At 66.7% G+C, this 12,049-nt stretch carries 12 protein-coding genes; 7 read left to right on the forward strand and 5 right to left on the reverse strand.

The features are described from left to right. The 4 genes from WS75_RS08540 to WS75_RS08555 form a co-directional block, all read right to left on the reverse strand. Positions 1 to 1,152 (reverse strand): DegT/DnrJ/EryC1/StrS family aminotransferase, encoded by a 1,152-nt coding sequence (locus WS75_RS08540; protein WP_059680088.1) that lies wholly within the window; start codon positions 1,150 to 1,152, stop codon positions 1 to 3. Between the two features lie 136 nt (positions 1,153 to 1,288). Further along, positions 1,289 to 1,660 (reverse strand): SMR family transporter, encoded by a 372-nt coding sequence (locus WS75_RS08545; RefSeq protein WP_034188675.1) that lies wholly within the window; start codon positions 1,658 to 1,660, stop codon positions 1,289 to 1,291. 13 nt (positions 1,661 to 1,673) lie between these two features. Continuing rightward, positions 1,674 to 3,350: a glycosyltransferase family 39 protein gene (locus WS75_RS08550; RefSeq protein ID WP_059680089.1), complete on the reverse strand. Its 1,677-nt coding sequence runs from the start codon at positions 3,348 to 3,350 to the stop codon at positions 1,674 to 1,676. 135 nt (positions 3,351 to 3,485) lie between these two features. Next, positions 3,486 to 3,860 (reverse strand): Mth938-like domain-containing protein, encoded by a 375-nt coding sequence (locus WS75_RS08555; protein ID WP_059680090.1) that lies wholly within the window; start codon positions 3,858 to 3,860, stop codon positions 3,486 to 3,488. 316 nt (positions 3,861 to 4,176) lie between these two features. Between WS75_RS08555 and WS75_RS08560 the strand changes: the two genes are divergently transcribed. The 6 genes from WS75_RS08560 to WS75_RS08585 all read left to right on the forward strand — a co-directional run bounded on the left by WS75_RS08560 (position 4,177) and on the right by WS75_RS08585 (position 10,542). Further along, positions 4,177 to 5,415 (forward strand): pyridoxal phosphate-dependent aminotransferase, encoded by a 1,239-nt coding sequence (locus tag WS75_RS08560; protein ID WP_059680091.1) that lies wholly within the window; start codon positions 4,177 to 4,179, stop codon positions 5,413 to 5,415. A 53-nt stretch (positions 5,416 to 5,468) separates the two neighbouring features. Next, positions 5,469 to 6,797, forward strand: a complete 1,329-nt coding sequence (locus WS75_RS08565; RefSeq protein WP_059680092.1) for a homoserine dehydrogenase — start codon at positions 5,469 to 5,471, stop codon at positions 6,795 to 6,797. A 14-nt stretch (positions 6,798 to 6,811) separates the two neighbouring features. Further along, a complete protein-coding gene (gene thrC / locus WS75_RS08570) occupies positions 6,812 to 8,263 on the forward strand; it encodes a threonine synthase (RefSeq protein WP_059680093.1) in 1,452 nt (483 codons plus the stop codon). A gap of 267 nt (positions 8,264 to 8,530) precedes the next feature. Continuing rightward, positions 8,531 to 9,778, forward strand: a complete 1,248-nt coding sequence (locus WS75_RS08575; protein WP_059680094.1) for a molybdopterin molybdotransferase MoeA — start codon at positions 8,531 to 8,533, stop codon at positions 9,776 to 9,778. A gap of 19 nt (positions 9,779 to 9,797) precedes the next feature. Next, the gene (gene moaD / locus WS75_RS08580) at positions 9,798 to 10,055 is read left to right on the forward strand and encodes a molybdopterin converting factor subunit 1 (protein ID WP_014896872.1); all 258 of its coding nucleotides are present in this window, start codon (positions 9,798 to 9,800) and stop codon (positions 10,053 to 10,055) included. A gap of 10 nt (positions 10,056 to 10,065) precedes the next feature. Then, the gene (locus WS75_RS08585) at positions 10,066 to 10,542 is read left to right on the forward strand and encodes a molybdenum cofactor biosynthesis protein MoaE (protein ID WP_034188668.1); all 477 of its coding nucleotides are present in this window, start codon (positions 10,066 to 10,068) and stop codon (positions 10,540 to 10,542) included. A 69-nt stretch (positions 10,543 to 10,611) separates the two neighbouring features. On the opposite strand, the gene WS75_RS08590 is transcribed toward WS75_RS08585, so the two are convergent. Continuing rightward, entirely contained in the window at positions 10,612 to 11,172 is a 561-nt protein-coding gene (locus tag WS75_RS08590; RefSeq protein WP_059680095.1) for a group III truncated hemoglobin, read from the reverse strand. Positions 11,173 to 11,438: 266 nt separating this feature from the next. On the opposite strand from WS75_RS08590, the gene WS75_RS08595 reads away from it, so the two are divergent. Further along, entirely contained in the window at positions 11,439 to 11,957 is a 519-nt protein-coding gene (locus WS75_RS08595) for an Rrf2 family transcriptional regulator (protein WP_059680141.1), read from the forward strand. The last annotated feature ends 92 nt before the right edge of the window (positions 11,958 to 12,049 follow it).

Here is a 12,049-nt window from a genome sequence, read left to right on the forward strand (position 1 = left end):
TTATTTTCCGTATTGTTCGCAAATCTGGTTGACGGCGTCGGCCACGCGACGCACGTCGTCTTCCGTCATCTGCGTGAAGAGCGGCAGCGTGACGGTCGATGCGCCGTATCGTTCGGCGTGGGGGAACATGCCCTCCTTGAAGCCGCGTGCACGATACAGCGTGAAAAGATGGATGGCCGGGTAGTGGACGCCCGTGCCGATCCCGCGTTCCTTCATCTGCGCCATGAAATCGGCGCGCGAGATCGACAGCCGGTCGAGCGGCAGCGTGACCTGGAACATGTGCCAGTTGCTGTTCTCGAAATCGGCGACGGGCAGGCCGAGCCCGAGCTTCACGGCCGGGCCGCCGTCGAGCGCGGCGAAATACGCGCGCACGAGAGCGCGGCGCTGCGCGGTGAAGCGCTCGAGGTGCGGCAGCTGGCCGAGGCCGACGCGCGCGGCGACGTCGGTCAGGTTGTACTTGCCGCCGAGCACGTCGCAGTCCATCCCGTCGAAGCCGGTGCGCGTGATGCCTTGCAGCCGGTACTTCTGCGCGAGCGTCGCCTCGTCCTCGTTGTTCAGCACGAGCGCACCGCCTTCGATCGTCGTCAGGTTCTTGTTCGCGTGGAAGCTGAACGACACGATGTCGCCGATCGCGCCGATGCGCTTGCCTTTCCAGGTCGAGCCGAGTGCCTGCGCGGCATCCTCGATCACGCGCAGGTTGTGCGCGCGCGCGATTGCGTACAGGCGGTCCATGTCGACCGGCAGGCCGGCCAGGTAGACCGGGATGATCGCCTTCGTGCGCGGCGTGATCGCCTGCTCGAGCTTGTCGAGGTCGATGTTGCGCGTGACGGGGTCGATGTCGGCGAATACGGGCGTCGCGCCCGTCTCGAGGATCACGTTGCTGGTCGACACCCACGACGCCGGCGTCGTGATCACCTCGTCGCCGGGGCCGACGCCCGCGATGCGCAGGCCGATCTCGAGCGTGCAGGTGCCCGAATTGAACGCGCGGACCGGACGGCCGCCGCAGTACTCGGACAGCGCTGCCTCGAATTTCTGGTTTTGCGGGCCGGTGGTGATCCAGCCCGAGCGCAGCACTTCGACGACGCCCTGGATGGTTTCCTCGTCGATCTCGGGGCGGGTGAACGGCAGGAACGGAGCGGTAGTCTGGCTCATGAACGCTTGTGGCCTGTAATGGCTGGTAATAAAGGGGTCGGGCGATCCGGCCCGAAACCGGCATTAAACACCGGTTGCCGGTTTCGTACCGTGATTTTTTGTAGGCGGACGCTTAATGCCGCCGGGCCGGGCGCGCTCAACTGCGCGCGAGCACGAGCACGCCGATCAGGATGATGCCGATGCCGACGAGCCGCTGGACCGACAGCACCTCGCCGAACAGGTACCAGGCGGCAAATGCGTTGACCACGTAGCCGAGCGACAACATCGGGTACGCGATCGACACGTCGACTCGCGACAGCCCGAGAATCCAGACGACGACGCTGAGCACGTAGCAGCCGAGGCCGCCGATGATCGGCAACTGGGTCGCGATCTTCAGGCCGACCGGGAGGATGTTCGCACGGCTGAATTCGAAGTGTCCAACGGCGTTGACGCCGGCTTTCAGCAGGAGTTGCGCACAGGCGTTGAGCATCACGCCGGTGATGATGCAGACGAACGAAACGGGATTCATGCTGCGGGCGTCCTTACGATTGCGGTTTCTCGACGATCACGCGGCGGTTGTCGCGCGCGATCACGCGCATCGCCACACCTTGCTTGACCAGCGTGTCGTACTGGCCGGGCGGCATGATCGCGAGCGCATGGGTTTCCTGCTTCCAGCGTTCGATCCATTGGTCGACGGTCGGGATCCACTTGTTCGGCTCGACCGAGATCCCGAATGCGAGTTCGTCCTGGCGTTGGACCATGATCGTCGTGTGGCCCACATAGAACGGGAACGTGTGATCGAGCATCTCGATCGAATAGAACGGTGTGTCGGGCGGCAGCTTCGCCAGTTCGGCGCGCACGGCGGGCGCGAGCAGCGCGCCGGAGCTGTAGCGGCCGAATTCATCGTGACCGGTGCCGCCGATCGTGCCGAACGCGAGCCACGCGGCGCCGAACGCGGTGATCGCGGCCGCGACGCCCACGCGACGGTTCAGCCATGCAGCCGCGAGCGTCAGCGCACCCGCGACCGCGAGGCCCGCGTACAGCCATAGCTGGAACGCGCGGTACAGCGCGTTCGGCGTGCGGGCGTCGCCCTGATACGCGAGGAATATGATCCCGAACGCCGCGACGACGAAGAACACGAGGTAGCCGAGCAAGTGACGGCGGAACCGGTCGGCGCTCATCAGCGGCAGGTACGCGCCGATCATCAGCGCGAGCGCCGGCGCGACCGGCAGCACGTAAGAGATCAGCTTCGAATGCGATGCGCTGAAGAACAGGAAGATGAACGCGCTCCAGATCAGCAGCACGAGCATCGGAGAGAAACCGTTCGGCTGGCGCGGCATGCGCAGTGCGTGGCGGATGCTCTGCCATGCGACCGACAGCCACGGCAGGAAGCCGACCAGCAGCACCGGCACGAAATAGTAGAGCGGGCCGGGGCGGTTCTGTTCCGGGGTCAGGTACCGGCGGAACTGCTGGACGATGAAGAAGAAGTTGAAGAACTCGGGGTTGCGCTGCTGGACGAGCACGAACCACGGCGTGACGATCGCGAAGAAGATCACGAGGCCGCTGACCAGGTACAGCCGCTTCCACAGCGCCCAGTCGCGGGCGATCAACGTATAGAGCACCAGCACGGCGCCGGGCAGGATCAGGCCGACGAGGCCCTTGGACAGCACGGCGAACGCCATCGCGGCCCAGCACGCCCACATCCAGCCGCGCACCGCGCCCGCCTGCAGCCCGGGCCGCTGCGCGAGCAGCAGCGAGCAGAGCGACAGCGTCATCCAGAACGCGAGCCCCATGTCCAGCGCGTTGAAGTGGCCCATCAGGTTCCAGTACGGCGAGCACGCGAGCACGACGGCCGCGAGGAAGCCGGACAGCGGGTTGAACAGGCGCGCGCCCGTGAAGCCGACCAGCAGCACGCCGGCGAAGCTGGCGAGGCCCGTGTAGAGGCGCGCCTGCCATTCGCCAATGCCGAACCACGCGAACGTCAGCGCGTTCAGCCAGGTCTGCAGCGGCGGCTTCTCGAAGTACTTGTAACCGTTGTAGCGCGGGGTGATCCAGTCGCCGGTGACGAACATTTCCCGCGCCATTTCCGCGTAGCGGCCTTCGTCGCTCGGGATCAGGTGGCGCAGCCCGAGCGGCGCGAACCAGACGATCGCGAGTGCGACGAGCAGGAGGACGAGCGTGATGCGATTGAGCGGTAGCCTCGACGGCGTATCGTTCATGGATTTTCAGCCTGTTGGTTGTTGTAAGAGCCGCCGGCGGGTTGCGCCGGGGGCGGTCGGCTTGCCGGTCATCGACCCGGACGACGATCCGGGGATCGACCCGGTGTGCCGGCCCGAGTTTTACCGCAACAGTGATTAACGTTCAATTAAGAGCGCGGCGGCGACCTTGCGGCCCTCGGCCATCAGGATGTTGTAGGTACGGCAGGCCGCCTGGAAATCCATCGTCTCGACGCCGATACGCTTGGCCGTGAGCATCGCCACGAGCCGCGGGTGCGGGAAGCGCAGCCGCGCGCCGCTGCCGAAGATCACGAGCTCGGGTGCCGGGTCGAGCAGCATCGCGAAATGCTCGGGCGTGAGCGCGTCGAACGACGACACGGGCCAGTCCCGCACCGGTGCGCCGGGCAGCACGATGACGCTTCCTTCGTGGCGCTGTAGGTTGACGTCGACATAATCGGGGCCGTAGCCGGTGACGGTGTTGAGCGCGCCGCTCGTGTCCTGGTGCAGTTTCAAATCGGTATTCCGCGGTTCCGTGGAGGGATTGTCTGGCAAGGGCCGCACGGGCCCGGGCGGCCGGTTTCGCGACCGCCGCGCGCGGGACGCCAGACGGCGCGGGCCCGGAGCGGCCATGGTGCATTGCGAAAGTCAGCCAAAATCCGCTAAATTATAACTTTTTGGTCGCCTCCGGGCGCCAGTTGCATCGTGCGTTGCCACAAGCCGCGTCCGACCGCCCGCATTTCCCCAGTCTAGACAGCGCGCACAGACCGGCCGCTCTCCAGTTTTGATCCCGTCCCCCCGGCCGCAAGGCCAACCCAGGAACCGTGTCGTCGTGAAACCGATTCAGAAGTCGAACAAGCTGCTCAACGTCTGCTACGACATCCGTGGCCCGGTGCTCGAGCACGCGAAGCGCCTCGAGGAAGAAGGCCACCGCATCATCAAGCTGAACATTGGCAACCTCGCGCCGTTCGGTTTCGACGCGCCGGACGAAATCATCCAGGACATGATCCGCAACCTGCCGGCGTCGTCCGGCTATTCGGATTCGAAGGGCGTGTTCTCGGCCCGCAAGGCCGTGATGCACTACACGCAGCAAAAGGGCGTCGTCGGCGTCGGCCTCGACGACATCTACATCGGCAACGGCGCGTCCGAGCTGATCGTGATGGCGACCCAGGCGCTCCTGAACGACGGCGACGAAGTGCTGCTGCCGGCGCCCGACTACCCGCTGTGGACGGCCGCCGTGAGCCTGTCGGGCGGCACGCCCGTGCATTACGTGTGCGACGAGCAGAACGCGTGGATGCCCGACCTCGACGACATCCGCCGCAAGATCACGCCGAACACCAAGGCGATCGTCGTGATCAACCCGAACAACCCGACCGGCGCGCTTTATTCCGACGAATTGCTGCTCGATCTGCTCGAGATTGCGCGCCAGCACGGGCTGATCGTGTTTGCCGACGAGGTCTACGACAAGATCGTCTACGACGGGCTCGAGCACACGGCGCTGGGCTCGCTGTCGGAAGACGTCATCACCGTCACGTTCAACAGCCTGTCGAAGAGCTATCGCTCGTGCGGCTACCGCGCGGGCTGGATGGCCGTGTCGGGCCTCGGCGGCGACAACCGCCGGCGCGCGAAGGATTACCTGGAAGGGCTCGGGATCCTGTCGTCGATGCGCCTGTGCGCGAACGTGCCCGGGCAGTTCGCGATCCAGACCGCGCTCGGCGGCTACCAGAGCATCAACGAGCTGATCGTACCGAGCGGGCGCCTGTACAAGCAGCGCGAGCTGGCGTACGACATGCTCACGTCGATTCCGGGCGTGACCTGCGTGAAGCCGCAGGCCGCGCTGTACATGTTCCCGCGCCTCGATCCGAAGCTCTATCCGATCCAGAACGACCAGCAGTTCATCCTCGACCTGTTGCTCGAGGAACGCGTGCTGCTCGTGCAGGGGACGGGCTTCAACTGGGCGGCGCCGGATCACTTCCGCGTGGTCTTCCTGCCGAACCTCGACGACCTGGCCGATTCGATCAACCGGATCGCGCGCTTCCTCGACGGCTACCGCAAGCGCCATTCGGTCTGAGCGGACATCGTTCCCCGGCATTCATTCACTCTTACTCATCGATCACACGCAGCATGGAACCGATCAAAGTTGGCCTGTTGGGCTTCGGCACCGTCGGTAGCGGCACCTTCACGGTGCTGCACCGCAACCAGGAAGAAATCAAGCGACGCGCAGGGCGCGGCATCGAGGTCGCGCGCATCGCGGTGCGCAACCCGGCCAAGGCGCAGGCCGCGCTCGGCGGTCACGCCGGCGCCGCGCAGATCACCGACGATTTCAACGCGGTCGTCGACGATCCGTCGATTTCGATCATCGCCGAGATGATCGGCGGCACGGGCATCGCGCGCGAGCTCGTGCTGCGCGCGATCGCGAACGGCAAGCACGTCGTGACGGCGAACAAGGCGCTGCTCGCGGTGCACGGCACCGAGATCTTCGAGGCCGCGCGCGAAAAGGGCGTGATGGTCGCGTTCGAGGCCGCCGTCGCCGGCGGCATTCCGATCATCAAGGCGCTGCGCGAAGGCCTGACCGCGAACCGCATCCAGTACATCGCGGGCATCATCAACGGCACGACGAACTACATCCTGTCGGAAATGCGCGACCGCGGCCTCGACTTCGCGACCGCGCTGAAGGCCGCACAGGAACTCGGCTACGCGGAAGCCGATCCGACCTTCGACATCGAAGGCGTCGACGCCGCGCACAAGGCGACCATCATGAGCGCGATCGCGTTCGGCGTGCCGGTCCAGTTCGACCGCGCGTACGTCGAAGGGATCAGCAAGCTCGACGCGACCGACATCCGCTACGCGGAAGAGCTCGGCTACCGGATCAAGCTGCTCGGCATCACGCGCCGCGCCGAAAACGGCATCGAGCTGCGCGTGCATCCGACGCTGATTCCCGAGAAGCGCCTGCTCGCGAACGTCGAGGGTGCGATGAACGCGGTCGTCGTGCACGGCGACGCGGTCGGCACGACGCTGTACTACGGCAAGGGCGCGGGCGCTGAACCGACCGCGTCGGCGGTCGTCGCGGATCTCGTCGACGTCACGCGCCTGCACACGGCCGACCCCGAGCATCGCGTGCCGCACCTCGCGTTCCAGCCGGACAGCCTGTCGAACACGCCGATCCTGCCGATCGAGGAAGTCACGAGCGGCTACTACCTGCGCCTGCGGGTGGCCGACCAGACCGGCGTACTCGCCAACATCACGCGCATCCTCGCCGAATCGGGCATCTCGATCGACGCGCTGCTGCAGAAGGAATCGGAGCAGGTCGACGACGCGAAGGGCGAAACGGACATCATCCTGATCACGCACGAGACGCAGGAGAAGCACGTAAACGCGGCGATCGCGCAGATCGAAGGCCTCGCGACGGTGGTCTCGAAGGTGACGAAGCTGCGCATGGAAGCGCTGAACTGAGGACCAGGAACGACATGAACTACATTTCCACGCGCGGCGCCGGCATCGGCGAGCGCCACACGTTTTCCGACATCCTGCTCGGCGGTCTCGCGAAGGACGGCGGGCTGTACCTGCCGGCCGAGTATCCGAAGGTGTCGGCCGACGAACTGGCGCGCTGGCGCACGCTGCCGTACGCGGATCTCGCGTTCGAGATCCTGTCGAAGTTCTGCGACGACGTGCCGGCCGACGACCTGCGCGCGATCACGCGCCGCACGTATACGGCCGCCGTGTACAGCAACACGCGCCACGGCGAGAACGCGTCCGACATCACGCCGCTGAAGACGCTCGGCACCGAGAGCGGCGCGCCGATTTCGCTGCTCGAACTGTCGAACGGCCCGACGCTCGCGTTCAAGGACATGGCGATGCAGCTGCTCGGCAACCTGTTCGAGTACACGCTCGCGAAGCACGGCGAAGCGCTGAACATCCTCGGCGCGACGTCGGGCGACACGGGCAGCGCGGCCGAATACGCGATGCGCGGCAAGGCCGGCGTGCGCGTGTTCATGCTGTCGCCGCACAAGAAGATGAGTGCGTTCCAGACCGCCCAGATGTTCAGCCTGCAGGATCCGAACATCTTCAACCTCGCGGTCGAAGGCGTGTTCGACGACTGCCAGGACATCGTGAAGGCCGTGTCGAACGATCACGCGTTCAAGGCGCGGCACAAGATCGGCACGGTCAACTCGATCAACTGGGCGCGCGTCGTCGCGCAGGTCGTGTACTACTTCAAGGGCTATTTCGCGGCGACGACGTCCAGCGACGAGCGCGTGTCGTTCACGGTGCCGTCGGGCAACTTCGGCAACGTCTGCGCGGGCCACATCGCGCGGATGATGGGCCTGCCGATCGCGAAGCTCGTGGTCGCGACCAACGAGAACGACGTGCTCGACGAGTTCTTCCGCACCGGCGCATATCGCGTGCGCAGCGCGGAAAACACGTATCACACGAGCAGCCCGAGCATGGATATCTCGAAGGCGTCGAACTTCGAACGCTTTGTGTTCGATCTGCTCGGCCGCGATCCGGCACGCGTGATGCAGTTGTTCCGCGACGTGGAGGAGAAGGGCGGTTTCGATCTCGCGGCAAGCGGCGATTTCGCGCGCGTGGCCGAGTTCGGCTTCGTGTCGGGTCGCAGCAGCCACGCGGACCGCATCGCGACGATCCGCGACGTGTTCTCGCGCTACGACACGATGATCGATACGCACACGGCCGACGGCGTGAAGGTCGCGCGCGAGCACCTCGACGCGGGCGTGCCGATGGTCGTGCTCGAGACTGCCCAGCCGATCAAGTTCGGCGAGACGATCCGCGAAGCGCTCGATCGCGAGGCCGAGCGGCCGGCGGCATTCGACGGGCTCGAGGCGCTGCCGCAGCGTTTCGAGGTCGTGAAGGCCGACGCGCAGCAGGTGAAGGACTTCATTGGCGCGCATACGGGCGTGTAACGCAGCACAGGGGTAGCCTCGGGCCGCGGGGTCGCAAGCCCGGCGGCGCAGGACGGCCGGAATGCCGATTCGTCACACGGATCGGGGTTCCGGCCGTTTTGCTTGGTGGCGGTCGCGCGCAGGGGGCGTTGTCAGATGGCGCGCGAATCAAGTGCCAGCGTCGCGTGTTCGCGCCGATCACGGTTGTCGCATGTCCGGCATATCGCACGTGGGCGCGATGGCGTCGCTACAATGACGTATTGATTCCAACGATCCCCGATTCCTTCGATGTCGAACCCGAATCCCGCGGCGCCGCGCGCGCCGATGCTGTCGACCGCCGAAGCGCTCGCCGCGCTGCTCGAAGCCGCGAAGCCGCTGCCCGGCGCTGAAACCGTCGCCACGCTCGACGGGCTCGGCCGCGTGCTGGCGGCCGACGTGAGCTCGCCGCTCGACGTGCCGCCGATGCATACGAGCGCGATGGACGGCTACGCTGTGCGCGTCGCCGACCTGCTGCACGGCGAGCGGCGCTTGCCGGTGTCGCAGCGGATTCCGGCCGGCCATCCGGCCGCGCCGCTCGCGGCGGGCACGGCCGCGCGGATCTTCACCGGCGCGACGGTGCCGCCCGGCGCCGATGCCGTCGTGATGCAGGAGCAGGCGTCGGCCGACGGCGATGCGGTCGAAATTCTCCACACGCCGAAGGCCGGTGAATGGATCACCGCGCAGGGCGCGGACATCCGCCAGGGTTCGGTGATCCTGCCGGCCGGTACGCGGCTTACGCCACAGGCGCTCGGGCTGGCCGCGTCGGTCGGCTGCGCGCAGCTGTCGGTCGCGCGGCGGATTCGCGTCGCGGTGTTCTTCACCGGCGACGAACTGACGATGCCGGGCGAGCCGCTGAAGCCCGGCGCGATCTACAATTCGAACCGCTTCACGCTACGCGGCCTGCTCGAGCGGCTCGGCTGCCACGTGACCGACTACGGGATCGTGCCCGACTCGCTCGCCGCGACGCGCGACACGCTGCGTGAGGCCGCGCGCGATCACGACGTGATCCTGACGAGCGGCGGCGTATCGGTCGGCGACGAGGATCACGTGAAGCCGGCCGTCGAAGCCGAAGGGCGGCTCGCGCTGTGGCAGATCGCGATGAAGCCGGGCAAGCCGCTCGCGTTCGGCGCGGTGCGCCGCGGCGACGCGCATCCCGACGCGCACTTCATCGGGCTGCCGGGCAATCCCGTGTCGAGCTTCGTCACGTTCCTGCTGTTCGTGCGGCCATTCCTGCTGCGCCTGTCCGGCGTGCGCGACGTTGCGCCGCGCGCGCTGTCGCTTCGCGCGGATTTCTCGCAAAGCAAGGGCGACCGGCGCAACGAATTCCTGCGCGCGCGCGTCAACGCGGCCGGCGGGCTCGACCTGTTCCCGAACCAGAGCTCGGCGGTGCTGACGTCGACGGTCTGGGGCGACGGCCTGATCGACAATCCGCCGCAGCACGCGATCAGCGCAGGCGAGACCGTGCGTTTCATTCCGTTTTCCGAACTGCTGTCGTAACGCGACGGCTTCCTGACCCATGAAGATTCAACTGAAATTCTTTGCAAGCGTGCGCGAGGCGCTGGGCGTGTCCGACGAACAGGCCGACGTGCCGGACGGCGTGACGACCGTCGGCGACGTGCGCGCATGGCTGCGCCTGCGCGGCGGCGCGTGGGCCGAGACGCTCGCCGAAGGGCGCGCGTTGCGCATGGCATGCAATCACGAAATGACCGACCCCGGTACGCGGCTCACCGACGGATGCGAGGTCGCGTTTTTTCCGCCCGTGACGGGCGGTTGAGAGGCGGGCGATGGCTACGGTACGAGTGCAGGCCGACGATTTCGACCTGAACGCCGAAGTGGCGGCGCTACGCGCGCGCAACCCGAAGATCGGCGCGGTCGCGTGCTTCGTTGGCACCGTGCGTGACCTGAACGAAGGCGATTCGGTCGCCGCGATGGAGCTCGAGCATTATCCGGGGATGACCGAGAAGGCGCTCGAGAAGATCGCCGCCGAGGCTGGCCGGCGCTGGCCCGGGATCGACGTCGCGATCGTGCATCGCGTCGGCCGGCTGCTGCCGCTCGACCAGATCGTGATGGTCGCGACGGTCGCATCGCATCGCGGCGATGCGTTCGCGTCGTGCGAGTTCGTGATGGACTACCTGAAGACCGAGGCGCCGTTCTGGAAGAAGGAAACGACGCCGGACGGCGAGCGCTGGGTCGATGCTCGCAGCACCGACGATGCGGCGCTCGCGCGCTGGGGCGTCGAATCGGGCAACACGCCGCGTTGAGCGCGGCGTTCGTGTCGTGCGGCGATGTGCCGCAGGCACTCGCGCGCTTCGGCGCTGCGAATCGACGTGTCAGGCGTCCGGATCCGAGCCGCGCCCGATGATCTTCGTCGGAAACGGCTCGCCGCGGGCGCGTGACGGCAGCGCATGCGGATCGTCGCCCGTGTCGCGGCGGCGTGGCGCGATCGCGTCGAGCAGCGCCTGCTGCTCGGGCGGAATCTGATAATCCCAGCCGAACCGGCTCAACTGCAGGCTCTGCGCGATGCGCAGCGCGGGCTCCATGAAGTGGACGGCCGCGGGCGGCGTGTAGCGCCCCTCGACGGTCTTCAGGAACAGCGACAGCCAGCGGCTGAAATGCGCGGGCTCGATCCCGTCGAGTGGCTGGTGCGCCTGCTGCACGTTGCCGCGATAGCCCTTGGTGCCGAGCACGAGGCTCGACCAGAAGCTCACCATCTTCGGCAGATGCTCGTCCCAGCGACCGTCCAGCTTCGCGTCAAACACGGGGCCGAGCAGCGGATCGGCGCGCACGCGATCGTAGAACGCGTATACGAGGCCGCGGATATTGTCTTCTGTGGGCTCGGCGTCGCGAGGGCGGGCCGGGGCGGTATCGGGCGAGGCGGGCAGGGCGGTCATGGCAAAAAGGGCCGGGGAAAATCAGGCCGTCGGTGTCGTGCCGGCGGAACGGCTGCGTGGGCAACGCGCAGGACGCCGACAGAATTTTGACGCAAAATAGCGTCCACCGATGCCTGAAAAATGCGTAGATTTTGTGAATCTTATTGCGCGCAGGCCGTTCCGGCAACCCGGCGCCGTCAAGCAGCCTCGAGAACCGTCCCGGCGCGCATTCCGATTGATCCGTCCCGCTTGATCGGGGCGTGATCGATCATTTTCCGTATTCGCTCATGAGACTCACCGACTACACTGACTATTCGCTGCGCGTCATGCTGTACCTTGCCGTGCGCGGCGAGGGGCTCGCGACGATCCAGGAGATCTCGGACGCTTACGGCATCTCGAAGAACCATCTGATGAAGGTCGTGCAGCAGCTCGGCGAGCTCGGCTGGGTCGATACCGTGCGCGGCCGCAACGGCGGGCTGCGGCTGTTCCCCGAATCGCTGAAGCTGACGGTCGGCCAGGTGGTGCGTGCGACCGAGAACGATTTCGCGCTGGTCGGCTGCTTTGCGGCCGACGGCGACGAGTCGCGCGGCTGCGTGATCGAGCCGCACTGCCGCCTGAAGGGCGTGCTGGCGGCCGCGCGCGACGCATTCTTCGCCGAACTCGACCGTCACACGCTCGGCGAACTGACCGTGCCCGCGTCGCCGCTCATCGCGCTGCTGGGCATTCGTCCGATCGCGCTGGTGCGTGCCGAGCCGTCCGGGGATGACGCATCGGCGTCCGCCGAATCGCCGTCGAAGGCCGGCTGACACGCCGGTCCCACCGCCACCATCCGGGTGGCGGCCGGCCCGCAGGCCGCCGCATCGCCGCCCGGCGATTTTTGCGCTGAATCAACCTGAAT

The sequence above is a fragment of the Burkholderia sp. FL-7-2-10-S1-D7 genome, from assembly GCF_001524185.1.
GTDB classification, from domain to species: domain Bacteria; phylum Pseudomonadota; class Gammaproteobacteria; order Burkholderiales; family Burkholderiaceae; genus Burkholderia; species Burkholderia diffusa.